We start from the raw sequence: 25,892 nt of genomic DNA on the forward strand, positions 1-25,892 counted from the left end.
GGTAGTTTTAGATAGCCCCTACTCTCAGTATCTAGGCGCTTTTTCAGGTTAGTTCCACCTTTGTTTTTTTAATTCTTAAATAAATCATCACTCACCAACTTTGCACCGCATAGCTTTGCTAAATGTTCATAGGCTTTTTTGATTCTTTTTATTTCGTCTTCTGAGACATTGCCGTAACGTAACTCAAAATTTGTAACTGCTTTCTCTACAAATTGTACTCCATTTAAACCTTCACTAAAAGGCATATACGTTTTGCCATTTTTTATACCTTCATCAGCTGGACCTGATAATACTAATGAATAACCTTTTATTTTTTCATAAGCATTATATTGTACGGCAGAGACCTTCGATAATTTTATACGATAAACACCAGCTAAAAAGACTCCATCAGCATAAAAGGAAAGAGTAGGAGTTAATAATTCAACATCATTGGGGTACACGGGCTTGAGTGAAAAATAGGCTGAGGCATTTCCATTATCAAAATATAGAGGTTTTGTCTTAATCCAGTCAATGGTTTCGTTCATAGTTTGTGCTTGGGTATCGTTACTAAAAAAGCCAAGGCTTAAAAAGAGTATTAAAAATGTTTTTTTCATGATTGAAAGTTGTTTAAGTATTTTGAAATTAGGCCAAACTACCCACAGAATTAATATTGGCATCAATAATACGTACTGTTACACTTAGGGGCTGAATATTATAATTTGGTCTGCGGCAAATGTAGAGTCTGCTTTTCTCCATTGCTTTTATACAAACACTGTCGTTTTGGTTGCCTCCCAAAACAAAAAAATGGTCTGTATTTTCGCCTACATAAAGTCCAACGTGCCCAGCTTTTTTGCCATCGGGAGTTATTCTGTTAAATACAAGTACATCCCCAAGCATTGGTACTTCGGTTAGCTTTCCGAAAGTACCCCAATTTAAAGCCCAAAGCGGGTCTTTTACCACTTGTTTTTTAGCTCGTTTGGCAACTAACGCCATAAACAAACCACACCAAGGTATTGAGTCAGCTTTGTAAACATCGGCTACTTTTCCACCTACTTCTACCGCCCAAGCCATGATGGTATTATTATTTTTAGGGCTTAAGTCTTCTGTTGTTCCGTAAAAATGAAGGGCTTCTTCAATCATACGGGTTTTAGGCTCATCAGCAAGCCATTGAAATTCATTTGGTAGTGCCATAGTTGTATTATTTTATCCAGATTTCTAATTGACCTACTTTTACTTTATTCTCAAAGCCTTTCACTTGTTTAAGAACCAGCCGATAAGGAGTTTTATCATTCAAGAGATTCCTAAGCATTTCAGCTTTGGGCTTGTCTTCTTCATGAAAATATCGGATAGAATTATCTGCTCTACCTTCTTCAAGGTCATACCCTGATGCTTGAAAATCGTTGGAGTTAATTATCTCTATCAACTTCAAGCTTTTGGCTTCGTCCAATAAAAGTTTGCTATTAACTTGGATATAAACTTTCGATTTTGAGTTTTTCTCATTTAAATTAATTGCTGCATTTTCGAGGCTTTTGTCAGCTATCAGTTTGTCCTGTATCAGTTCTTTACTATTACTTTGCTTGGAACTGTTGATTTTAGCAATGTCATCTAAAGTTTTCTTCTTATTAGCGATAATTTTATCCAAAGAATCGGCGGCATTTTTTTGCTTTTCGATAGTTATTTTATTAGCGTTGATAATTTCAAAACTATCTTTGACTTTGTAAAGAACATAAACAAAGCCTACAAGCATTAAAAGTATTGCAAAAACACTCCAAAGGCGTTTTTGGCTTTCTGTTTGATACTTAGATGTTTTCATCGGGTTGGTTTCTTAAAAGTTCAATGGCATCGTTCCAGAATTTCAGAATATTGTTGATAAGAAAGATCATAGCACCCGAAGGTGTTAGCAGCCCGACAAAATACTTAAAGTCAATTCGCTCATTTAAAAGAGAAAATACAGCAAGTCCCATCAATATCAGTGCACATAACAGAACTGCAATTAGATACGCATATCTCTCAATACGAAAGAGTCTTAATAGTGCTTCAATTTGTCTTATTTGTTCTTCCATTTTGATATTTTTTTTAATTGGTTAAATAAAATAAATGAGCCTTGTACAATCGTATTTATTACCTCACTCTTGCATTACCCAAAACGATGAGTAATGCAAGAGTATTGAGAGTTTTCATATTAATCGCAAGTATCAATATCATACTTAATGCTTGAAGTTGCTTTTTCATAACACTTTATTTTATAACCAATATTTCTTTGTAAATCTTCTTTTGCTGCCGTTGAATTTGAATACGTACAAGAAGTAGAGACTTCGATTACACGCATTTGGCCTTCCTTAACAGCATTATCAAAATACATGCAGTTTGGTATTGATTGCGGCCCAACTTTTACAGTTACTGATGCTGTGCCACCATAACGAGTGACATTTTTTGCTTTGAAACTCATAAATGCGATTGATACAACGAGCATCATTGTTAATAAAACAGTTACTTTTTTCATTTTAATAATAGTTTATTGTTGGGACCCTACTTTCTTCTTTAAAGCCGTTAGTTCGGATTAGTTCGGCTTTTCTAACTCTATTCAATTAAAACTGCCATTACCACTTAGTATGCCTGCACCATCCAAGCTGACTCCTTTTATTTCGAATTGCTTGCTACCAAAATTCATCGTGCAGGTTCCTCCTCCACTGGATGTGGCAATTCGCCCACTACTACCAGAAGGACTGATTTCTGAAACAAATATTGAAGCATTATTCCCGCATGGATAAGAAATGTGTTTGTTTATATTAAATGCGGTAGCTTGTTTTGGAAAATTAGATATTGATACTAAAATACGATCTGATGAGGTTGAACTTTCTGCGACTATAGCGAATGCAGGCTGACCACTACATACGGGGTTTGAAGCATTGCTTCTTATTGTTGTAATTTTATAATTTTGCCCCCCATAAGTAATTGAATTAGCATTTACTATCTTATCTAATACATCAAGTACACCACACAAGACGTAAGAAAAGTTTTTTTCATTTGTTTTTCTTGACCCTACTCCCCGTTTTTCGGTGCTTTTTCGGGTTAGTCCACCAAATCGTTTGCTTAATACTATTATTCAAAATGTTTTCGTTAACCCTTCTTTTTCCACCCTACGATAAGCCATTTCTGTTCATCTAAATAAGCTTCGTCTTGATAAAGCAGTTTTTGGAGCAGTGCCATCTCTTCGAGCGATACTTTTTCAAATGAGTGGTCTCTTTGAGACTCATCTGTAAGCGTTACATAGCCCTCCTTCTGTAATGTATTCCAACCAAGGGTGTAAGATTTGATGCGTTTCATTTGGCTATTTTTATGAAGACAAAGCTCTTCATTCAACACGCCGAAGACAATACTGGTGAGGCCGTATTTTTATCAATTTGGCCTACTGCCAAGACAGTATTTTGCTGTTTTTCGTGATTTTATAGCTAACTTGTCTCCCCTAAACCGCTACTTATGAAAAAATACTTTTGGCTTTGGATGCTTGTGCTATGTGCGATTGGTGCCCACGCTCAATCGCCTCGCAAGCTCGACAGCCTACGTACCGTACTTGCCCAACTTCCCCCCGAAGGCAGCAGCTATGCGAGTGATACAATGCGGGTGCGGGTGTTGTGTGAGGTGGCACAACAAATGCCATTGATTCAAATAGACTCTACCATAAAAATATTTGAGAAATCATTACTTATCTGCCAACAAATAAAGTGGCATTTGGGAGAGTGTATGTCTAATTACTATATTGGCTATTATCAAGTAGGAAAAAACGACTTGATGAAAGGTATTGACTACCTCTATAAAAGTTTGGCGATAGCAGAAAAAGAGCATTTGACTTTTTACATAGCCCGAAATAATAAAACGTTGGGTGATGCCTATTCAAATTTGGGGAGTTATGGCAAAGCTACGAAACACCTGAAGGCAAGTGTAAAGATATTTGCAGCATTGAAAAATAAGCGAGAAGAGTTGCTGGCCATGAATAATCTTGGGTTAGTGTATTTTGATAAAGCCGATTATAAAACCTCAATACCTTATTTCAAGCAATGTCTCAACGAAAACAAAACAGCACAAATTGACAACTTAGACGACATATTTTTGGCCAATCTTGGAGCTTCTTATAGAGAAATGGGCAATTTAGATGAGGCATTGCAAGAGTTAATACAGGTAGAAGATATTTTAAAGAATAAGCCAAGATATCAGTATCGGCGACTACTTAATTTGCTATCAATTGCAAATGTTTGGCTCTCAAAAGGTGCTTTTGTAAAAGCCGAGTTGTTATTGAAACAAATTGAAGAATTACAACTTAAAGAAGGTACTGAAATATCACAAAAAGACATCTATAAGGCTTACTTAGAGCTGTATAAAAAAACGAAAAATGCGCCTTTAGCATTAGAATACTATGAAAAATACATAGTGCTAGATAAAAAACTAACCCAACAAGATCAACAACATCGAATAGAGAACCTTCAGGCCGGTTTTGACAATGAAAAGAAAGAAAGCGAGATTTTGCTATTGAATCAAAATGTAAAACAAGAAATCTTGCTCAAAAATATTTTTACCGGTGGGGCCATATTCCTATTTCTGTTTGCTGTCTTGTTTTGGCGTAATAGCCAAAAACTATCCAAACAAAACAAAATCATTGAAGAGCAACGCTTAGAACTTCAATCTACCAACAGTCAATTAGAAACGCTGAATCATGGTTTAGAACAAAAAGTACAAGAAAGAACCTCAGAACTGCAACATGCCAACGAAACCCTTATCAGGAAAAACGAAGAAATAGTATTGGCAATGGTAGAAGGGCAGACTATTGAACGTAAGCGAGTTGCCTCAGAATTACATGACAATTTGGGGGCAACGCTATCAGCCATCAAATGGCGATTGGAAGCTATCAATGGCCATAATCTTACTGATAAAGAGCGAAAAATACATGAAAGCACCTTAGAAATGATGAAAGGGGCGTACTCGGAAGTGCGACTGATTTCTCATAATTTGCTCCCTGCCGAACTCGAAAAAGGAGGATTTAAAGGAGCGTTAGAAAAATTTATTGCCGACATTAACAGTAGTAATAAAATTAACATAACCCACACCCTCGAATCAGAGGCTATCCCGACCGACAAAAAGATTCAGCTTGAACTTTATAGCATAGCCCTCGAACTTCTGAATAATGTTTTGAAATATTCACAAGCCCAAAATGCCCATGTAGCACTTTATAAGCAACAAGGCAATGTTATTTTTGAAGTATCAGATGATGGCAAAGGACTTGATTCGCAACAGCAAAGCAATGGTATGGGTACAAAAAATATTGAGAACAGGGTGCAAAGTCTTAATGGCACTATTTCTTATCAACCCCAGCTCCTCGGGTTAAAGGTTGAAATTTACTTTTCCAAATTTTAAGAATCGCTTTTGCCTCATCCGTATTCTTTTTATACCATGCTTGATAAAACTTCAGCAAGTCTTTCAGCGTAGCCGAAGATGACGATGCTAATAGAAAAAGCACCGCTATTTTGAGCTTTCCATTGTAGTTGGGGCAATATTCATAGTTGCCAAAAGAGTTTTTCATAGGCAGGCTCAATTTCTCAAAGTATCGGTCTATTATTTTTGCTAATCTTTGAAAATCTTCATAACTTATAACCGAATTTTTTGTAATATTATCAAATTCATTTTGAATTCTTTCTAAAATTAGTAGAATCGGTTGGTCTGCATCGCTATCAAGAAATTTAAATAATTCTTCTAAATCAATAACTTCATCTGGTTTATCATCTTTGGGGCTTGCCGATTCATCTTCATCATAAGTGTTTTTTATTTTTTCGGATGCTATACTGTAATAACTATCTTTCGATGTTTTGGCAAGTAAGTGTAAAAATCTTTTCAGTTGTTGTTGTTCTTTATTGTGTGTAATCCTGTAAAAATATTCGCCGTTTTTTTTGTCGTATGTAAGCCAGTGATAGGAATCGCCGGTTGGATTCCAGATAGCTTTTTCAATCAAATCTTTACCATAATTTTCGGCAATATTTAAAAAACGTTTTTGACCGTAATCATCAATCAAAGCATTGTATTTTTTCTTCATTGCAGAAAATATATCAGTGAGTTTATTCCAAGGGTCCCATTTTGAGAGTATGGTCGAATCTTTCTTATCTAATTCGATGTACTTTAAATATTTTGAAAATCTATAATCATATTTAGTATCCGCATTTCTATAAATTGTTTTATACCCCTGTTTAGTTAATTTTTCGATAATTCTATTGATGGCCTCATCACTATTTAATTCCGTTGTTGTCTTAAAACTATCCTTAATGATTTTGCAAATCAATGAACGACGGTGTTCGCCATAACTATCATTCACAAAAAAAGGATCCTCGGCAAAACCAATACCATCATAGAGTTTTAGAGTAAGGAGTGGTACAGTTTCATAAAATAAATCTTTAAATTCTATAGACACCTGATGCACCAAAGGTGCTACCAGCGGAAAATGATTTTGAGCAATATATAAGACTCCATTGTCGGCACTAAGATAATTATCAAGATGAAGTGGATACTTTATCTGGAATGGTATTCGGTAACGATTGAGGTATTTTTGTATATATTCCGCCCATTCTATTACTCGATTTTTTTGGGGAAGCAGATGAAAATAAAAACGTACCATCGGCTTCTCAAATATTTTAATGGCATAGTCTCCTTCTATATTGACATAATAGTTTTTTTTAGGTCTATCAATTTTCTTGACCCTATACAAGTACAAAAACTCGTCTATATCTTTTGAGTTATCTACTTCTTTTGGCAAAAATCCCCCATTAATGTATTCGCCTGGATTGACAATAATAGACTGCCCATCTTGAAAGACTAATTTTTGCCCATCGTTAAGTTTTACTTTATCATTGTTGATAGTGAGCCAAAATCGCTTTTCATTAAACGAGGCCGCAAAAGGCCAAATATCTTCTACCTGCTCGTGTTTTTCTTTTTTGCTTGAGATATTATTTCCTTTGTTTTCGTAACGTTCTTGGAGCGTGCTTAAAAAGTCATACCCATTTGTGAAATTTGTACCATCAAAAGAAAACCCATCCAACAAAGTTTTAAGATTTTGCTCAAGGTCTGGCTCAATCAAGGAGGGTGTCAATGGTTGTTTTTGTAATTGTTTCTGTGAATCTGACATCGTTTATTTGGATATAAAGCCTTAGATATATTTTTAATTTCTCTAAATTAATGACTCCATATACTTGCAAAAAAGCCTTAACTATTGGCTTTATATTATCGAAGCGAGCAGGAGGTAGTTTTATAAAAAACTCGGAGTCTCCAAGTGTAATACATAGCGAGTAAATAAAAACAGCAATATCCCACAATGGGTCTCCGGCCATCGCAAACTCCCAATCAATGAGTTTAATTTGACTTGGGTCAGTATTATTTATCAATATGTTAGCAAGCCGTAGGTCGTAATGAATCAAAGACTTTTTATCCGACCAATTACCAATTAAGGCTATTTCATTTACTGTGAGATATTCTATTGGTAAAAAAGCAGCAGGATTGACCTTAGGAAGGTCATCTCGGTAAAAGCTATGAACGTTGTAAAAAATTTTAGATACATTTTTAACTATTGCTTCAATGTCGTTCCATTTTCCTCTTAAACGTAATTTTGCTAAAAAATTTTCAAGGCTATGAAATTCGTACCATTTTATACAAATAATTAAATTGTGCTCATCAAAAAACGGTACTTCTACAATGAATTCAGATAGATTACTTATTTTCAAAATAGATAAAATCAAATGCTCATTGGCGATAAATGATTTCGATGCCTGAGAGCCATACTGTTTTAGTAAAAATTTTTCTGTCTCTGTCGATACAAATATGAGAAGGTTTCTACTTTCAACATCAAGAGTACAAACCTTCTGTACCTCTATTGTTGGGAGACCATTAAATTTTCGCCAATGCAAATACTCTAAAGCCAAATAAGGCGACTGTAAAAATACTCTCATATCAGTTACAAGGGGGTCTTGATACAGTATCATTCACAGTTTCGTCAAGTGCAACATCTGATGTTAATTCTTTACTTAATTCAGCCTTAGCTAAGTTTTTACTATTAGCTTCCTTAGAACCCTTTGTTCTTACAAAACTCCCATCACTCTTTTTTTGAATAACAATTTCAAAATTCGCACTGTCAGTTACAGTTATGTTGTATAGAGTAAAACGGTGGTCGTTATTTTTTTTATCTTCAAATATTATAGTATTATCAGTTGGAACTATAGATAAAATCCCTTCTACTGGAAATTGTAAAAGAATAAAACTGGTTACATCTTTTTTGTCAATTCTTAAAGGAATTCTGTCTGCAATAATACAAGCAACAGTCATGTAAGGTATATCTCCAAGATGTTGCTGAAATTTTGAAATTTTGCCTTCGCAAATTCCTTGAAAAGTTACTTCTGCCATAATCACAAAAATTTAAAAGGTTAAAAATAGGTTTAAATCTCATCAATCAACTTATGTTTCAAAGCCCAGCGCATGAGACCTACGGCGGTACTTACACCTACTTTTTTGAGGAGGTTTCGGCGGTGGGTTTCTACGGTCGTCACACTAAGGTGCAGTCGGTCGGCAATGGCTTGGTTGCTTAAATCTTCGACGATAAGGCGCATTATTTCGAGTTCACGCTTGGTCAATGGTGCAGCATCGTCTATGGCTGTTTTTCCATTGGTATTGTTGAGATTGGGTAGTTCGGCCAGCTTGCGTACAACCTTCTCGCTAAAATAATTATCGCCTTCTGCTACCATCTGTATCGCCCTGATAAGCTCGGCCCGTTCGGCACTTTTCATTACATATCCAGATACCCCTGCTTGCAATGCCTCACGTATGTGTACGGCTTCTTCGCTCATAGTTAGTATAATGACTCTGATGAGCGGGTGTTGCTCTCGCAGGCGAGTAGTCATGTCATTACCGTTGAGCAAGGGCATGTGCAAGTCGGCTAATACGATGTCCACGGCACATTTTTCTACAAAATTTAGTACTTGCCAGCCATTATTTACGATGCCCGCCACCTCGAAAGCCTCAAACGAGCCTAATAATAGACTGAGGCTATCGGCTACTACATGGTGATCGTCGGCAATCAATATTTTGACAGGCATATCAGTTCTGTAATGTTGAATAGAGGTGTTTGGTTTGGCAAATATGGAAGTATAGATGTTATTAAGAAATACCTACTAGACAGTATTTTTATAATTATTGATACCTTTTTAATAGTAGAAAAAAGAGGAGCAGACTGTAAATATTGTTACAAAGTACTAAGATTTAGTTGTTCTTTATACTTCTAATAGCTGTAAGCAGTCTTTAAAGTTATCCTACTCTACGGAATAGCTAAATAAAAACAAGAGGCTGCCCTTCTTGGACAACCTCTTGTGATGTTTAATTATTTGGTTTGGGGAAAGATGATTTCCGTCCCTACTTCCTAGAAAACGAATACGGAAAACTGCTCACTTCCGTACCACGGCTTTGGTTAGGCGTGGGCGACATCGTAAAGTTCAGACTTCCGCCTTGTTGTAAGGCGTGGTGCTCCACGAAGTTCTGCGTATGAGGTTTGCCATTGAACATCAATTGCTTCACATACACGTTTTTATCGCTGTTTTCGGGGGCCGTGATGGTGAGTTTTTTGCCGTTTTCAAACGTCATCGTCGCGCGTTTGAAAAGCGGACTTCCTACTACGTACTGCGTGGTGCCTGGGCATACGGGGTAAAAACCTAAGGCACTAAAAACGTACCAAGCCGAAGTCTGTCCGTTGTCTTCATCACCACAGTAGCCGTCGGGGGTAGGTTGGTAAAGCTTATCCATGATTTGGCGAATCCAGTACTGCGACTTCCACGGTTGGCCCGCGTAGTTGTACAAATACGGCATGTGCTGAATCGGTTGGTTTCCGTGGGCGTATTGGCCCATGTTCATAATTTGCATTTCGCGGATTTCATGGATTACGAACCCATAGTAAGATTCGTCAAAAACGGGCGGTAAGATAAATACGCTATCCAATTTTTGGGCAAAAGCCTCGCGCCCACCCATCAAAGAAGCCAAGCCGTCCACATCGTGGAAGACTGACCAAGTATAGTGCCAGCTGTTTCCTTCGGTGAAGGCATCGCCCCACTTAAACGGATTGAACGGTTTTTGGAAATCACCCGCTTTGTTTTTGCCGCGCATAAGTTTGGTTTGGGGGTCAAACAGATTGCGGAAGTTCTGATTACGTTTGGTAAAAAGAGCGATTTCGCTTTCGGGGCGTTTTAGTGATTTGGCCAATTGTAAAATACAAAAATCAGCGTAGGCGTATTCAAGGGTACGGGCCGCATTTTCGTTGATTTTCACGTCGTAAGGAACGTACCCAAGTTCGTTGTAATACTCGTGGCCAAAACGCCCAACCGAACTCAACGTACCTGCGTGGTCGGTATTTTTGAGAATGGCTTCGTAAAGGGTATTAATATCATAACCGCGAATCCCTTTGATGTACGAATCTGCAATCAACGAGGCGGAGTTCGAACCAATCATACAGTCGCGGTGGCCTGGGCTGGCCCATTCGGGCAAGAAACCACTTTCTTTGTACGCATTGACCAATCCTTCCATGATTTGGGCGTTGAGCGTCGGGTACATCAGTGTGAAAAAAGGAATGGCCGAACGGAAAGTATCCCAAAAACCATTGTCGGTAAACATGTAGCCAGGCAATACTTGGCCGTTGTAAGGGCTGTAGTGGACGACTTGGTTTTGGGCGTTTAGCTCATAAAATTTGCGAGGGAAAAGCAAAGCGCGGTAAAGGCACGAGTAAAAGGTGCGGATTTGCGCGTCGGTGCCGCCTTCTACGGCCAAGCGACCGAGTTCTTGGTTCCAAGCTTTCTGACCTTTTTGAAGGGTAGCGTCAAAGGTATCGTTGCCCAATTCGCGGGTGAGGTTGAGCGCAGCTTGTTCGGCACTGATAAACGACGACGAAACTTTGATTGTCACTACTTCGCCTTTTTTGGTTTTAAATCCAATGACTCCACCTGCGTGGTCGGCTTTCATTTCGAGGGTGTTTTTTGACAACGTTTTGTCGGACCAAGTGGCTGAGTAGGTAAACGGTTTGTCGAAACGCAATTCAAAGTAATTCTTAAAATTGGGCGGAACGCCACCGCTGTTTTGGGTGCTGTACCCAATGATTTTTTGTTGTTCAGGAATGATTTTGATGTACGAACCCTTCGCAAAAGCATCGATGACCACAAAAGCACTATCGGTTTTTGGGAACGTCAACCGAAACTGCGACGCGCGCTCGGTAGGCGTGATTTCCACCTGCGTGTCGTGGTCGGCGAGGTAAACGCTGTAATAATGAGGCTTTACCACTTCGGCTTTGTGCGAAAACCAGCTTTGGCGGGCATCTTCGGTAAATTTGAGTTTTCCCGTCACGGGCATGATAGAAAACATCCCGTAGTCGTTGATCCAAGGACTGGGTTGGTGGGTTTGCTTAAAACCCCGAATTTTATTGGCGGTGTACATATACATCCAGCCGTCGCCGTTTTTGCCCGTTTGGGGGCACCAAAAATTCATCCCCCACGGCAATGCCACGGCAGGGTAGGTATTGCCAGTCGAAAGTTCGTGGCGCGAGTCGGTACCCATCAACGGGTTAACCCACTGGGTGTAGTCGATTTGGGCGTACGAAAAAGTTGCCCCTAATAGGAGAAGGAGGGTGGTACGAAAAAATGTTTGCATGAATAACGAGTAAATTTGACGCGATTTTACGATAAAATTATCGAATCACGCTCAAACTTCCCGTGAATTTGTGCGCTACTTCTCGAAGATAAATTTGGTAGTAGTACATTCCGACGGGCACCAGTTCGCCGTTCCAGCGGCCATCCCAAGGCGTGGTGTAGCCTTTGCTACTAAAAACGACATTTCCCCAGCGGTTGAGTACTTCCACCGTACAGTTTGGGTATTCTGTGATTCCCCCAATTTCCCACGTATCGTTACTGCCATCATCGTTGGGGGTAAAGCCGTTTGGAATGTTTAAGTCAATGACGAGTACGGTGATTTTTTTCTCCGAAACACAGCCTTCGGGTGTACTTACGGTGAGGGTGTAGGTGGTGGTTCGGTCGGGGCTTGCGTAGGGGCGTGCCGCAGTGGGATTGCTTAAACCGATGCTTGGAAACCACGAAACGGTTGAATTGAGCGGGGGAAGCATTCGTAGTTCGATGCTGTCGCCTTTCACCATAATCCATTTATCAGTACCATCGATGCGGGGCGGGGGCGATAACCTGGCCAAACGAGTGGCTTTGGCCGAACACCCTTCGGGATTGGTATAGGTATAAGTGATGGGGTACGAACCTGCGGCTAAGTTTTGTGAAACAAAGCGATTGCCTGTTACTCCATTGCCGCTAAACACGCCACCTGCGGGCGTTCCTCTGAGGGTGATGGCTTGGAGAGCAGTAGTACAAAGTGGCGCAATAGAGTCTAAGGTAACTTTGGGGGAAGGCTTGACGATAATCTCTAACACCAGCGAACGCGTGGCACAGCGCGTAGCCGTGTCAACCACTGCCACGCTGTATTTGCCTGATTTTTGCGGGTATAATTCGTTGGTAATGACCGAAAAAATAGGAACCCTGTCTTGGTACCAAACGTACTCGTAGGTTTTGACGTTGGTTGTGGCGAGTTTCACCGAATCGTTGGCACAAAAAATGGGAGGCCCCGAAATAGAAATGGGGGCAGGTGGACCCGCTATCAATTTGACAATAACGCTGTCTTTGGCTTGACATTGAGAAACGCCGTCGGTGGCGGTTACTTGGTACGTACCTGCTTGCTTGACATAATATAAGGTGGAGGCGTTGCTTCCGACGGCTTGTCCGTTGTATTTCCAAGCCACGGTAGAGCCTGCCGCCGTTTCGATGCTCAAATTAGTGCTATCGCTGTCACAAAAGGGAAGGGGACGGCTTGAGGTAATCTTGACCGAAGGCGTACTTTTGAGGTTTACGGTAGTGGTGTTGGTAGCAACCTCTTCGGCGCTGCAACTTTGGGCAAAACGTTTGAGAAGCGTATAAACGCCCGCTTGTTTCACAGTCTGAGATGCCGATGTATTCCCTTCGATCGTTTTTCCGTCGCGCTGCCATTCGTAAGCCCATTGTGGGTCTTCGTCGTCTGGTTTTAGCACTGCGCTGTCGATTCCACACATGGTTAATGCCGATACGTGTCCGTTGGACTGAATCGTAGGAACAACGCCAGCAGTTGCGGATTTTACGTTGATAAAAACAGCCGATGGAAGAGAGGAAATGCAGTCAACGACTTGGAAAACAAACTCCCGACGTACTTCACCAATTTTTACTCCATTTCGGTATTCTTCACAACGAACGGCAAAGGCAAACGAACCTAGTTGCGAAGCGTTGACGGTAATTTTGCCCGTTTTAGGGTCAATTTTTAAGGGTGTTTTGCCCGAAATCGCTTTTGTACTGTCAAAACCATTGGCCCAGGTAGCGCGTTTGTACGGGCCTGACTGCGCTTTGGTAGGGAAAGTGCCGCCGCCGTCGGTAGAACCAATAAATGGCGTGACGATGCTGTAGGTAAGTTCGTCTTTGTCGGTATCGGTGGCACTAAAATCGGCTTCTACATCTTTTCCCGCGCAGATGTATTTAATTTCGGGAGCTTTAAAAACGGGGGAGCTGTTGACAGTGGCAAGTGGAGGTAGTTCGGCGTAAAAAACGAGCCCAACGCGGCTGGGCGTTTGGATATTGAGCAGACTACCGTTGCGACAACATTCTTCCCACGCCAGATAAAAACCTCCTGCAGCATTGTAAGCCGCTGCCGAAAAACTGGCATTGACCGTGTAACGAATCAAGGTGTTTTTAGCGTCTGACGGACTGCCAACGCAACGAGCATTGGTGTAGGGGAGTTCTTGTTTTGCAACGCGCGCGAGCGTTAAATCTTCAATTCTGCTGTTATCGCTTTTACGAAAAACCGACACAAAGGCGTTGTCTTCGGTGTTGCGGAGGTTGGCGTCGTAAATAAGCGTGAGTGTGATGGTGAAATCGTTAGAAGAAGTGCTACGGCGGGCTACAGAAATGTCGCCACCAATGATGTGATTGGCCCAACTGCTCATACTACACATCACCAAAAACACCGCTGTTAACCAACTTCTCATTGCAAAGGGAATTTATTTTGCTGAAAAATGCGTCAGAAACGCTAGGCTGTATCCGCCCCGATTGGATGGGAAATGCGTCAGAAACGCTAAACCGTATCCGCCCTGACTGGATGGAAAATGCGTCAGAGACGCTAAACCATATCCGCCCCGACTGGATGTCGGGGCGAGCATTGGGCAATAGCAAGCAAAATTTACGCCAATTTTTAGAAAGCAATCGTATCACCTACTTTGACACCATATTTGTCGCAGTAGCCGCCGTTTACTTCCACTACGTATTGTGCTTCACCATAAGAAGGCAAACTTTCTTCCGAATAAGGCTTTGCATTTTTCTGAATAGAAACGATTTTTTTGCCAGAGTCAACGTAAATAATATCTAGCGAAATCATCGTGTTTTTCATCCAAAACGATTGGGGTGTAGCATATTCAAACACAAAAAGCATACCTACCGAATCTGAAAGATACGGCCGAAACATCAGTCCTTTGGCGCGTTCGGCGTCGTTTTCAGCAATTTCAACGTCGATTTTGCGAAGTTGTTGACCTCCACGCAAAAAAGCAACTACGCCTTCCTTCGTAATGCCGCTGCTCGTAGCGGCGGGAGCTGTAGCAGGAGCCGAGCTTTCGGGGATTGCCGATGGCGCAGGGGCGTTGGTTACTGGGGCAGTCTCGTCATGGTCTGCTACTAGCAGAGGTCTTGCCACGTACAAAACCCCTGCCAGTACAAAAATGGCTAACAAAATATAACTGAAGTAAGCGCTTCTCTTTTGCATGAATGTGTTTGGATTATGACCTACTCTTCGTATGCCCAGTCGATGCGGTGTTTCATGTCGCGGATGACCAAGTTTTGCGTTTTGAAATACGAACGAATTTGATCCACTTTCTCGTATTGTTGGGCGGCTTTGTATTCGCGGTATAGGTCAAGCATCCCGTTTAAGACCGCATCGTTTTCACTGCGCTCTTCTACCAAACCCAGAATTTCTTCCGTAAAAGTGATAAAGTTGTTTTTGAGTGCTGCAAATCCGTCTTCTCCCAAAGCCGCAGGAACAAGCTGATTCAAATAAAGCATGTTGATGTATTTCAACATGTTAAATAGCTGCGCGATAGCCACGGCCGTGTTTAAGTCGTCGTTCATGGCATCGTAAAACCCTTGAACCGACTTCTGGATGTCAGCGACTTTTTTCTCATCCACCTGAACGCAAGGCGTCGATACTTTCAAGCCTACTTCATCGCTGCTTGTGGTTACTTCGGCAGGGATATACGCCATTTCTTTGATGGCTTTTAACCCATTCATTAGGCGTTTATAGGCTTTGTGTGAGCCTTTTAAGGCGTCGTTGGAGAAGTCAAGCGTACTTCTGTATTGCGACTGTAGCATGAAGAACCGGCTCGTCATAGGACTGTAGGCTTGGTCGAGTAGCGGGTGATCGCCAGCAAACAGCTCACGTGGTAAAAACGAGTTCCCTAGCGACTTTGACATCTTCTGGCCGTTGACTGTAAGCATGTTGGAGTGCATCCAATAGCGCACAGGGTCGGTGCCGTTGATACCCGTTCCTTGCGCAATTTCGCATTCGTGGTGGGGGAATTTAAGGTCCATACCACCGCCGTGAATGTCAAATTGTTTTCCTAAATATTTGGTACTCATGCAAGTACACTCTAAGTGCCAGCCTGGAAACCCTTTGCCCCAAGGTGATTCCCACTGCATGATGTGCTCGGGAGCGGCTTTTTTCCAAATGGCAAAATCGAGCGGATTGCGTTTTTCGCTGGTTCCTTCAAGTTCGCGGGTTTCGGTCAAAAGTTCGTCCAATACCCTACCCGAAAGCTTTCCGTAACTGTGGCCTTGGCCGTTGTATTTATTGATGTCAAAATAAACCGAACCGTTTGATTCGTATGCCAAGCCTTTTGAGATTAAGTCTTTGACCGCCTCGATTTGCTCAATCAAGTGGCCTGTAGCGGTAGGCTCAATGCTCGGCGGACGGAAATTGAGTTGGTCCAACACTTGGTGAAAATCGTTGGTGTAGCGCTGGACGATTTCCATAGGTTCCAATTGTTCCAATTTTGCCATGCGCCCGATTTTATCTTCTCCTTCGTCGCCGTCGCCCACAAGGTGGCCCACGTCGGTAATGTTACGCACATAGCGCACTCTATAACCGATGTGCGAAAGGTAGCGAAAGAGCGTGTCGAACGTCAAAAAAGTACGTACGTTCCCAAGGTGTACGTAGTTGTAAACCGTCGGCCCGCACACGTACATTCCTACGTACGGAGCGGTGATGGGTTCAAAAAGTTCTTTCTGTCGAGTGAGGGAGTTATAAATTTTGAGCGGTTGGTTCATGAGATATATAAGTTGCTACTATTCAGGTTTTAGACTAAAATTCAAAACAGGTTAGCAGCAACATCGGAAGTAGGCGATAGTAAATTTTGTGATGGGCATAGTTAAAAATAGAATAAATGAATGCAAAACTAACAATTTGTTGTGGCATCGTGTACAAAATCCGTGCTGGAAGTTCAGTATTTGCGGATGGAACTGTAACTTTACCGGATGAAAAAACCTTTTATCGTTGGTATCACGGGCGGGAGTGCATCGGGAAAAACGTATTTTTTGAATAGTTTGATGGGCGCATTTTCAGAAGATGAAATTTGCCTCATTTCACAAGATCACTATTACCGTCCTCGGAACGAAGTCCCAGTGGATGAAAATGGGGTTCATAATTTTGACTTACCTATTGCCATCAACCATCGTTCGTACGCCGAACACATCATTCAACTTCGAGAAGGCAAACCAGTTGAAAAACTAGAATATACCTTTAACAATCCCAATATTATTCCACAAATGCTAACTTTTCGGCCTACTCCCATTATCGTGGTCGAAGGTATATTTGTGTTTTATTTCAAAGAAATTTCAGAGCTGCTCGACCTGAAAATATATATTGACGCCAAAGAGCATATCAAACTCAAGCGACGTATTATTCGTGATCAAGTGGAGCGGGGATACGATTTGACCGACGTGCTTTATCGCTGGGAAAACCACGTTTTTCCTACTTACGAACAATTTATTAAACCTTCCAAGGCAGATGCAGACCTGATTATTCCTAATAATCGTCATTTTCACCGTGGCTTAGAAGTCGTAAAATCGTTCTTAAAAACAAAAGTATCCTAATTAGTAGCTTACCATTCCCAAATGGTAGGGTTTTTGTGACGGCGCAAATGTTTGCCAATTTCCATCCAAAAAGCCATGGCTAAATAAATGATGATGGGAGAGCCAAACGTCAGAAACGAGGCGTAAATGAAGTAGAGGCGAATGCTGCTGACCGAAATGTTGAGAACTTCGCCCAACCTCGAACAAACGCCAAAGATTTGGTTTTCAATAAAATATCGGAAACGGTACATAGCGTTTTAGAAGAGTTTAGAAGCGAAATTACAGAACGAAAATGTGAATGTCAAGCCTTTTAATAACAAGTTAGATAACTTGACATGTAACATTTATTTTATAATTTTGTTTCAAGGTTGCATCAAAACTTCATTGTGAATGCAATGCAAAGATAGTCAAGGCATTTTTCTGATAGTGAGCTTATTACTTTTTAACTCATTGATTAGCGCTTGTCGGCCCTTTGTAATGTTCTTATAAATGAGGTGATTGGCAATCAATCCCTTAAATTATTTTCTCATTTTTCTTAATTTTAGTAGTACAATGCAAACAGGAACAGTAAAGTTTTTTAATGAAGCAAAAGGGTATGGTTTCATTATACTTGACGAACCGGGCGACAAACAACAAGAAATTTTTGTACACGTGACTGCTTTAGGTGGCCTTGTCATTCGTGAGAAAGACCGCGTTGAGTTTGAGGCTGTGGAAGGCAAAAAAGGCGTGAATGCAGCGAAAGTAAAGAAAATATAATCTTTACGTTGGCAAAATGTGATGGGGAACGCCTTAAAGCGTTCCCTATTTTTTTTGTCCAGATGCCTTTGGCACGATTTATGATATTTCTATTAACTGAAAATTTTAGGGTTTACAGTTATTTATGAAAGTATCATTACCAATCGGCTTGTTTTTCTTGACAATACTCCTCGCTCATCTCAGTTGGGCAAGCGGTGTGCAGGATTGCGATGGATTGTCGGCTCCCACGATAAGTAGTGAAAAGCAAGTAACCTGTGCTGGACAGCCGATTATTTTGAAAGCAGCAGGGTGCAGTGGAACCGTGGTTTGGTCGAATGGCAAAACAGGTAACCCACTGACGGTATATCCATCACAAACAACTACCTACAGCGCCTACTGTCAAAAAGATAGCTGCAAAAGTGCTTCATCAAATACCCTCCCAATTACCGTTACGATTCCAGCAACGCCTGTTGTAAAAGCCAATAAAACGAGCGTCTGCTTGGGCGATACTGTTACCCTGACGGCCACAGGCTGCACAGGAAATTTCATTTGGTCGAATGGCATGTTGGGGGCAAGCATCCAAGTGCAACCCATCAACACCACAAAATATACGGCCACCTGCCGCACCGAAGGCTGCGTAAGTTGCTTTGCCGACGACGTCATCGTGTCTGTCGTAGGAGGCGAACCATTGCTGATTTCTGCCACGAAAGCGGCAGTGTGCAAGGGCGAAAGCAGTACACTGACAGCCCGAGGAAATTGCAGCGGGCAAATAAAATGGTCAACGGGAGAAATCGGAAAGAGCATTACGGTCAAGCCCGAGACGTCCACCAATTATTCGGTATTTTGTGCATCGTCGGTTTGTAAAGCGGTAGAAAGTACCCTACGACTGGAAGTGGCACCGCCTGTAACGCCCGTTCTAAAAACATCAAAAACCGTCATTTGCCAAGGAGAAGAAGTGGTATTAACCGCAGAAAGCTGCAACGGTGCAGTGCTTTGGAATACGAATGACCAAGGCCGAAACCTTACCGTAAAACCAACGCAACAAACCCAATATACGGCTATTTGTGTGCGTGGCGAATGCCAGAGTGGCGTGTCTCAGCCAGTGGTTATTTCGGTACAAGGCCAAGCCCCTGCTACGCCTGTTGTGGTCGCCCAACTCAAAAATAGTTGCCCATTTGTGACGGTAGATTTATCGAGCGCGCTTCAACAAAAAGCCGCTGAAGGGATTTATTACGAAGCCCGAATGGGTAACGCGCCTACGTCAGCATTGGTAGCTGATGTGGGAGCCATCTCCGAAAATCGCACTTATTATTTATTCGCACGCAATGCCAATGGTTGCTACAGTGCGCCAGCGGCGGTGGCAGTGAGCATTACGCCTTGCGACAAGCCATTGGCGGTGTGTATCAATAACCCCGCGACAGCGCTCATCACCATCACGGAGCGTACAACCATTGGCAACCACTATCTTGAAGGTAAAATCGGAGGCTCGGCCAGCTCGGGAACTTGGAGCAGCAATGGCACAGGGACGTTTAATACTACCAACGGCCTGTCAGTGATTTATGCCCCTTCGCCCGAAGACCGTCAGGCGGGAAAAGTGACGATTCGGTTTAGTAGCGACGACCCCGATGGAGCAGGTCCTTGTCAGGCAGGTTCGTCGTTGGTTGAGCTCAAAATAGATGCAAATACCGACAGACCGAAAGAAATGATTGGGGTTAATAAAGTGGTGAAAAGTTGGAAACGACTCAGTACCAATTTGTTCGAAATCGAATACAGCATTCAGGTAGTAAACATGGGTGCCAACGACCTCGTGGAAGTACGGATGGTCGATAGCCTCGACAAAGTGTTTAACAACGGCGCTGTGATTGTAGGAAAACCGTCGGTGGTGGTGATGGATCCTGTCACAAACACCGAAGTAAAATGGGGGCTCGACACTACCTTCACGGGTAGAAATGGCAACTATGAACTGCTAATTCCTGAAGAGTGTAACCTAACAGCAGGGCAGGCACGGGCGGTCAATTTCAAAACAACCATAGATTTTACCAACGCCCAGGACTCGGTTTTCTACAATACGGCTTTTGTAACCGCATTGGATATGAACGGCCATCTCTGCGCTGATAAATCTGCCAATGGCAACTGGCCCGACATTAACCAAAACGAAGACCCTACCGACGATGCAGAACCAACGCCCATCGCTTTGAACACCCTCCGTGGTGACGATAAAGATGTGTTTATTCCCGAAGGTTTTTCGCCTAACTCAGACGGTATCAACGATTTTTTTGTGATTAAAAAGCCAACCGCACTCAAGGCTTCGGTGGAGATTTATAACCGCTGGGGAGGAGTTGTGTATCAGGCAGATGACTATAAAAACGACTGGAACGGAGGCCTGCAAGGGGCACTCACGACAGGAACTTATTTCTATGTTATTAAACTGAGTGATGGACGCGAGTTTTCAAGATTTTTGACAATAAGCCGTTAAGCATCATTCGTTAAAAAATTATTAGGAGAACCCTACTGGGTAAAAATGCAATCACCCATGAATAAACTCAAGCATCTTTGTTTAGCTGCATTGGTTTCGGTTTCAGCAATGGCACAAACGCCCGTTCGTGAGACGTTGCTCCAACAAGCCAATCGTCAGTTTGATACACAAGCTTACGCCAAGGCAATTGCATTGTATCAAGACGTTATCGACGATGGGTTGCTTCCCGCTAACCAACGTCAAGTGACCTTCCTCAACATGGGCTACGCGTACCTACAGTTGGGTGATAGCGAAAGAGCGGCTAGTTTTTACCAGCAAGCATTGGCCGAAAAAGGGCTTTCGGGAGGGCTTACTACGCACTATTTACACTACGCAAAAGTGTTAGCCAATCTTGGACAAATGCAGGAGTCGCAACGGTATTTTGAGCGCTACCAAGCTGAAAAACAGCAAGAAGGACGACAAATGCAAAGTGCCCAAACCTACACCAAAAAACGAATTACGTACCGCTTAGATTATTTGGGGATTAATACCTCCGACGCCGAATTTAGTCCTATGTACTATAAAGACGGCTTGGTGTATTTGTCGGGGAAGACGTCGGTGTCTTCGGAATCAACTCAAAAAGGATACCTCGATTTGTTTTATATTCCTAACCGTGACGAAATCAAGGCAACGACCACGCTTCATTCGGATGGAACAGAAACAAGTGGCAAAGAAACCAACAGGCCCACAGCCTCAGCTTCTAAAAGTAGCCGTTTGGGCAGCGATGCTTACACTCGCCCAACCTCCAACGATTCGCGCACTTTAGGCAGCTATAACTCCTACGGACTTAACAGCGAAGCGGCTACGTCCACGGGCGAAGTAGCCAAGCCAGGAAAGCCAATTTCGTTTAGCAAAGAATTGAATACCCGCTTTCACGAAGGCCCTGCAACTTTTAGTGCCGATGGCTCACGCATCATCTTTACCCGTAACAACTTCAATGAAGGTCAAAAAGGGATGAGCGAAGACAATAACATCAAATTAAAGTTATACACGGCGCAGTGGGGAAATGGCGACTGGACGAACGTGCAGGAGCTTGGGTTTAACAGCGACGAATACTCTACCGCCCACCCAGCGTTGAGCAAAGATGGCAATTTGTTGTATTTCGTTTCAGATATGCCAAAAGGAATGGGAGGGAAAGACATATACGTGTCGCGTTGGGAAAATGAACAGTGGTCGAAGCCAATCAATATGGGAAAAGAGCTCAATACCCGCCAAGATGAAGTATTTCCGTTTGTGGATGAAGTAGGGAATCTCTATTTCTCTACGTCGGGAAGAAAAGGGGGATTGGGTGGCCTTGACTTATACTATGCCGTGTTGAGCAAAGACGGAACCAAGGTGATTGAGGTCATTCACCTAGACGCTCCTATCAACTCTAAAGCCGATGATTTTGGTATTGTCACCGACGGGGCGCGCACCACGGGGTATTTTAGTAGCAACCGCCGCGAGGGCGACGATGATATTTACCGCTTCACGCGTGAGAGCTCGTTGTACGAATGTCGGGAGCTGTTATTGCGCGTGTTTGATGCCGAAACCATGCAACGCCTCGACAGTGCAACGATTGCCATTCGTTCCAAAATAGGAGGAGAGTCAACCGAGAAAACACTTCAGACCGATGCCGATGGCTGGGCGCATCTTTGTTTGGCGTCTGATAACGACTTTATTTTTACCGTGTCAAAAGAGGGTTTTATTGACAATACGGTCGGTTTTTCTACCCATCACCTGACCGACGACAAACCCACCCGGCTAGAACTTAGTTTGGCGCATCCTGTGGTACTTCAAACCATGGTGAGCCAAAACGAAGACCCTCAAAAAAAAAAAACATCCCTGACTGATTCGCTTCAACACCTCAAACATTCGCGCGTTAGGGGAATCGTACGAACCGAAACCGACCGTCAACCGATTGAAGGAGTATTGGTAAGGTTACGAAACGAATGCGATAAAAAAATATACGAAACGATTACAGGCCCTGACGGTAAGTATGATTTTGAGATTTTGGAAGGCTGCGACTATACCTTGATTTACTCCAAAGACACCTACGGTACAAACACCCTCAAAATCGCCAGAGTACCGAAGAAAACCGCGCCAAAAGTATTATCAAACGACGTGGGGTTGCTAAAAAAGGGGGATATAGTCCAATTGGACAACATCTACCACGACCAAGGCAAGCGCACCATTAGCCCCGACGCCGCCCGTGAACTGGACAAGCTAGTGGCTACGATGAAGCGTTATCCGTCGTTGCAAGCGGAGATTCTTTCGCATACCGATAGCCGTGGCGAAGCCAGCCGTAACAAAACAGTATCCCAAAATAGAGCACAAGAAATTGTTAACTATATGGTAGCGAAAGGCGTGGCCCGTAAGCGATTAAAAGCAACGGGAATGGGCGAAAGTATGCCAGTAAACGGGTGCGTTGATGGGGTGATTTGTACGGAAGCCGAATACAGACGTAACCGCAGAACCGAATTTAAAGTGGTAGAGATTAGATAAACCGCGCTTTTTTTGAGCAAACGCCATAAATCGTCTATTTTTGGTGCATCGGTAGGTGTATTACCTTGCCGTATAACCATTATAACTACGAAAAAATGGGCTTTCGCTCTTCGCTTAGTAAGCCGCTGGCTCGGTACATTGCTAACCAGCAACAAGGGTGGATGTACAATGCACCCGCCGCTCAAGACAAATGGCGTCAGCGCCTGATTGGTCAAGCCAAACATACGGTGTTCGGACGAGACCACTTTTTTAAGGATATATATTCGTACGAAGATTTTAAACAAGCCATCCCTGTTCGAGATTATGAAGATCTGAAAGGGTATATCCAACAAGTCATCGACGGTCAAGACGATGTCTTGTGGCCTGCCAAGCCTATTTATTTTGCCAAAACATCGGGTACTACTTCTGGTACTAAATACATACCTATTAGTAAAGACTCTATCTCCAATCATATTGATTCGGCCCGCAATGCCCTTTTGAATTATATTCACGAAACGGGGAAAGCGGAGTTTTTAGACCAAAAACTTATCTTCTTGTCGGGCAGTCCTGTTTTAGATACCAAAGGAAGCGTGCCCACGGGGCGTTTGTCGGGTATTTCTAACCACCATGTGCCCGCCTACCTGCGCACCAATCAAATGCCCACCTACGAAACCAATTGTATTGAGGAGTGGGAAGAAAAGCTAGAGCGCATCATCGACGAAACAATTCATCAACCGATGTCGCTTATCTCGGGCATTCCGCCTTGGGTGCAGATGTACTTTGACCGTATCATTGCACGTACGGGCAAGCCTATCAAGGATGTTTTCCCTGACTTTCAGTTGTTTGTTTATGGTGGGGTAAATTTTGAACCTTATCGTGCCAAATTATTTGACTCGATTGGCAAAAAAATTGATTCGATTGAAATGTACCCTGCTTCAGAAGGTTTTATAGCTTACCAAGATTCCCAAGATTCTGAAGGCTTGTTGTTGTTGGCCGACACGGGTATTTTCTACGAGTTTATTCCTGCCGACGAATTTTTCAACGAAAACCCGACTCGCTTGAGCCTCGAACAAGTAGAAGTGGGTAAAAACTACGCCCTGATTATCAATAACAATGCGGGACTTTGGGGCTATTCGATTGGTGATACCGTGAAATTTGTGTCTAAAGACCCTTACCGTTTGCTGGTAACTGGGCGCATCAAGCACTTTATTTCGGCCTTTGGTGAGCACGTCATTGGCGAAGAGGTGGAGAAGGCACTTCAATACGCGATGCAGCGCCACCCCGAAACTGAAGTTGTAGAGTTTACGGTGGCTCCGATGGTGACTCCTTCTGAGGGTTTGCCTTATCACGAGTGGCTCATTGAATTTGCAACACTCCCTAAGAACATGGAGCAATTTGCCAAAGACATTGACGAACGTTTGGCAAAATTAAATGTCTATTACGATGACTTGATTTCGGGAAGTATTTTACGGCCGCTTAAAATCAATGCCCTGCCCAAAAATGCGTTCATTGATTACATGCGTTCGCAGGGGAAATTAGGTGGGCAAAACAAAGTCCCTCGTTTGGCAAATGACCGAAAAATAGCCGATGCTTTGGCCAAATAACCAATAAAAGCCCCAAAGGCCAGAAGAAAGGTTGCCCTAAAAAGGCGACCTTTTTTTGTTGATTTTTGCCCGTAAAAACGGCTAAGAATTAGGCACGGTTTTTGATTCCTTTGTGATAAAACGTAGAGTGATTTTTTGCAACTACCTGATAATCTACCGATAAATAATTGGGTAATTGTACAATTTTTTACTAACTTTACGTTAACAAAGCAAAATCAGCTATGGAAAAGCGGCGTCTTGTGACTTTTTTAAGTCTATACGTCGCAATGTTTAACTAACCAAAATTTGTTTTGAAAAGGAAACAATGTCTTATTCTTTCAACACTTCTGTTGTACACAGTAGGAGCGCAAGCCGAGGGCTTTAACGAATCTACTTGTATCCGTTTTTGTGACGAACCATTGCCAGTTTACGAAAAGCAGGTACTTACTTATTTTCAATCTGCGTTGATGCATACAGCTAGTATGCCCCTTCACGAGATAAAACCTCGCGCGCAGAAATTCTTTCGTGTGATTGAACCGATTCTAAAGCAGTACCAAGTCCCTTCAGATTTTAAATACCTGTGCGTAGTCGAAAGCGCACTTGAAGCAAAGGCGGTTTCACACCGAGGTGCTTATGGGTATTGGCAATTTATGCCACAAACAGCCCGTGCGATGGGTTTAGTCATCAACGGAAACGTCGATGAGCGGGAAGATTTAGTGAAATCTACACACGCCGCTTGTCAGTATTTTGTCAATCTGTACCACGAACTTGGGTCATGGTCGATGGTAGCTGCTGCTTATAACGCAGGACCTACCAAAGTAAGAAAATACCTAGTACGGCACGGTAAAACGGGGTATTACAAACTTCGTATCAGTGCTGAAAACCGTAAATATCTCTACCGCGTTTTGGCGGCAAAAGAGCTCTTTACGCGCCCAGAGGTATATGCCCCCGTGATTCTGGAAGAGATTTCGCTCGTTAAATTCATGAAGCAGTTTGGCTTGGCTTTGGGCTTGGTAGCGCCACCTAAAATTAAGGTAAAACCAAATGCTACCAACGAATTGCAGCTTGCGGAAGTTGTAACTTCGCTCAATGAAGCGATGGTAACAGGCTTTGAAGAGCTAATACCGCTTTCGTTCAAACGAACAGGGGTGTTTCATTTTCCTTATAATGAGGAAAAAGCAGACCTCGAATTGGCACAAAATTCGGAAAAGCACCAGCGCTACATTTGGTGGCGTGCCATCCGATTAAACTACCGCCGCCGCAACGACCTCAAGGCGTTGTTGGCTGAGTCGCGTAGCCTAGATTTAAGCACTGCTTCGCCTTTAGCGGCTTAGTAGTCCTTCTAGTAGTACAAACAAAAGCGGC

23 protein-coding genes are annotated in these 25,892 nt (G+C 42.5%); 7 read left to right on the forward strand and 16 right to left on the reverse strand.

The window, feature by feature from the left end; genetic code table 11:
• Positions 1-68 precede the first annotated feature (68 nt).
• The 7 genes from K339_RS0124530 to K339_RS0124555 form a co-directional block, all read right to left on the reverse strand.
• The gene (locus tag K339_RS0124530) at positions 69-593 is read right to left on the reverse strand and encodes a hypothetical protein (protein ID WP_028525973.1); all 525 of its coding nucleotides are present in this window, start codon (positions 591-593) and stop codon (positions 69-71) included.
• Positions 594-621: 28 nt separating this feature from the next.
• The gene (locus K339_RS0124535; RefSeq protein WP_028525974.1) at positions 622-1,170 is read right to left on the reverse strand and encodes a TIGR02594 family protein; all 549 of its coding nucleotides are present in this window, start codon (positions 1,168-1,170) and stop codon (positions 622-624) included.
• 7 nt (positions 1,171-1,177) lie between these two features.
• Positions 1,178-1,792: a hypothetical protein gene (locus tag K339_RS0124540; RefSeq protein WP_028525975.1), complete on the reverse strand. Its 615-nt coding sequence runs from the start codon at positions 1,790-1,792 to the stop codon at positions 1,178-1,180.
• Positions 1,779-2,042: a hypothetical protein gene (locus K339_RS0124545; RefSeq protein WP_028525976.1), complete on the reverse strand. Its 264-nt coding sequence runs from the start codon at positions 2,040-2,042 to the stop codon at positions 1,779-1,781. The genes K339_RS0124540 and K339_RS0124545 overlap by 14 nt, the downstream gene beginning before the upstream one ends.
• A 119-nt stretch (positions 2,043-2,161) precedes the next feature.
• Entirely contained in the window at positions 2,162-2,482 is a 321-nt protein-coding gene (locus K339_RS0124550) for a hypothetical protein (protein WP_037301800.1), read from the reverse strand.
• Positions 2,483-2,563: 81 nt separating this feature from the next.
• Positions 2,564-2,983, reverse strand: a complete 420-nt coding sequence (locus K339_RS37285; RefSeq protein WP_157607732.1) for a hypothetical protein — start codon at positions 2,981-2,983, stop codon at positions 2,564-2,566.
• Positions 2,984-3,099: 116 nt separating this feature from the next.
• Positions 3,100-3,306, reverse strand: a complete 207-nt coding sequence (locus K339_RS0124555) for a hypothetical protein (RefSeq protein WP_028525978.1) — start codon at positions 3,304-3,306, stop codon at positions 3,100-3,102.
• Between the two features lie 153 nt (positions 3,307-3,459).
• On the opposite strand from K339_RS0124555, the gene K339_RS0124560 reads away from it, so the two are divergent.
• The gene (locus K339_RS0124560) at positions 3,460-5,388 is read left to right on the forward strand and encodes a tetratricopeptide repeat-containing sensor histidine kinase (RefSeq protein ID WP_028525979.1); all 1,929 of its coding nucleotides are present in this window, start codon (positions 3,460-3,462) and stop codon (positions 5,386-5,388) included.
• Here K339_RS0124560 and K339_RS0124565 read toward each other — a convergent pair.
• The 8 genes from K339_RS0124565 to cysS form a co-directional block, all read right to left on the reverse strand.
• Positions 5,327-7,144, reverse strand: coding sequence for a T3SS effector HopA1 family protein (locus tag K339_RS0124565; RefSeq protein ID WP_028525980.1), 1,818 nt, complete (start codon positions 7,142-7,144; stop codon positions 5,327-5,329). The two genes, K339_RS0124560 and K339_RS0124565, sit on opposite strands and share 62 nt — an antisense overlap.
• Positions 7,089-7,961 (reverse strand): phosphotransferase, encoded by an 873-nt coding sequence (locus K339_RS0124570; RefSeq protein ID WP_028525981.1) that lies wholly within the window; start codon positions 7,959-7,961, stop codon positions 7,089-7,091. The genes K339_RS0124565 and K339_RS0124570 overlap by 56 nt, the downstream gene beginning before the upstream one ends.
• A gap of 1 nt (position 7,962) precedes the next feature.
• A complete protein-coding gene (locus K339_RS0124575) occupies positions 7,963-8,412 on the reverse strand; it encodes a hypothetical protein (protein WP_028525982.1) in 450 nt (149 codons plus the stop codon).
• A 32-nt stretch (positions 8,413-8,444) separates the two neighbouring features.
• Positions 8,445-9,101, reverse strand: a complete 657-nt coding sequence (locus K339_RS0124580) for a response regulator (RefSeq protein ID WP_037301803.1) — start codon at positions 9,099-9,101, stop codon at positions 8,445-8,447.
• 313 nt (positions 9,102-9,414) lie between these two features.
• Positions 9,415-11,688 carry a GH92 family glycosyl hydrolase gene (locus K339_RS0124585; RefSeq protein ID WP_037301804.1) on the reverse strand — a complete coding sequence of 758 codons (2,274 nt, stop codon included), beginning with the start codon at positions 11,686-11,688 and terminating at the stop codon, positions 9,415-9,417.
• A gap of 37 nt (positions 11,689-11,725) precedes the next feature.
• On the reverse strand, positions 11,726-14,104 hold the full coding sequence (locus K339_RS0124590; RefSeq protein WP_028525985.1) for a T9SS type B sorting domain-containing protein: 2,379 nt from the start codon (positions 14,102-14,104) through the stop codon (positions 11,726-11,728).
• Positions 14,105-14,307: 203 nt separating this feature from the next.
• Positions 14,308-14,871 (reverse strand): DUF192 domain-containing protein, encoded by a 564-nt coding sequence (locus K339_RS0124595; RefSeq protein WP_028525986.1) that lies wholly within the window; start codon positions 14,869-14,871, stop codon positions 14,308-14,310.
• 20 nt (positions 14,872-14,891) lie between these two features.
• Positions 14,892-16,427, reverse strand: a complete 1,536-nt coding sequence (gene cysS, locus K339_RS0124600; RefSeq protein ID WP_028525987.1) for a cysteine--tRNA ligase — start codon at positions 16,425-16,427, stop codon at positions 14,892-14,894.
• Positions 16,428-16,634: 207 nt separating this feature from the next.
• Between cysS and udk the strand changes: the two genes are divergently transcribed.
• Complete coding sequence (gene udk / locus K339_RS0124605) at positions 16,635-17,252, forward strand: uridine kinase (protein WP_028525988.1); 618 nt, start codon at positions 16,635-16,637, stop codon at positions 17,250-17,252.
• 8 nt (positions 17,253-17,260) lie between these two features.
• Here the strand turns inward: udk and K339_RS0124610 are convergent, their stop codons facing one another.
• Positions 17,261-17,482 carry a PspC domain-containing protein gene (locus tag K339_RS0124610; protein ID WP_028525989.1) on the reverse strand — a complete coding sequence of 74 codons (222 nt, stop codon included), beginning with the start codon at positions 17,480-17,482 and terminating at the stop codon, positions 17,261-17,263.
• 301 nt (positions 17,483-17,783) lie between these two features.
• Here K339_RS0124610 and K339_RS0124615 point away from each other — a divergent pair, with 301 nt between their 5' ends.
• The 5 genes from K339_RS0124615 (at position 17,784) to K339_RS34685 (ending at position 25,861) form a co-directional block, all read left to right on the forward strand.
• Complete coding sequence (locus K339_RS0124615; RefSeq protein WP_028525990.1) at positions 17,784-17,987, forward strand: cold-shock protein; 204 nt, start codon at positions 17,784-17,786, stop codon at positions 17,985-17,987.
• Between the two features lie 124 nt (positions 17,988-18,111).
• Positions 18,112-20,442 (forward strand): T9SS type B sorting domain-containing protein, encoded by a 2,331-nt coding sequence (locus K339_RS0124620; protein ID WP_028525991.1) that lies wholly within the window; start codon positions 18,112-18,114, stop codon positions 20,440-20,442.
• Positions 20,443-20,499: 57 nt separating this feature from the next.
• Complete coding sequence (locus K339_RS0124625; protein WP_028525992.1) at positions 20,500-22,965, forward strand: OmpA family protein; 2,466 nt, start codon at positions 20,500-20,502, stop codon at positions 22,963-22,965.
• A gap of 95 nt (positions 22,966-23,060) precedes the next feature.
• Positions 23,061-24,548 carry a GH3 auxin-responsive promoter family protein gene (locus K339_RS0124630; RefSeq protein ID WP_028525993.1) on the forward strand — a complete coding sequence of 496 codons (1,488 nt, stop codon included), beginning with the start codon at positions 23,061-23,063 and terminating at the stop codon, positions 24,546-24,548.
• 290 nt (positions 24,549-24,838) lie between these two features.
• Complete coding sequence (locus K339_RS34685; protein WP_157607733.1) at positions 24,839-25,861, forward strand: lytic transglycosylase domain-containing protein; 1,023 nt, start codon at positions 24,839-24,841, stop codon at positions 25,859-25,861.
• Positions 25,862-25,892 lie beyond the last annotated feature (31 nt).

This window comes from Runella limosa DSM 17973 (assembly GCF_000482465.1).
Classification (GTDB): domain Bacteria; phylum Bacteroidota; class Bacteroidia; order Cytophagales; family Spirosomataceae; genus Runella; species Runella limosa.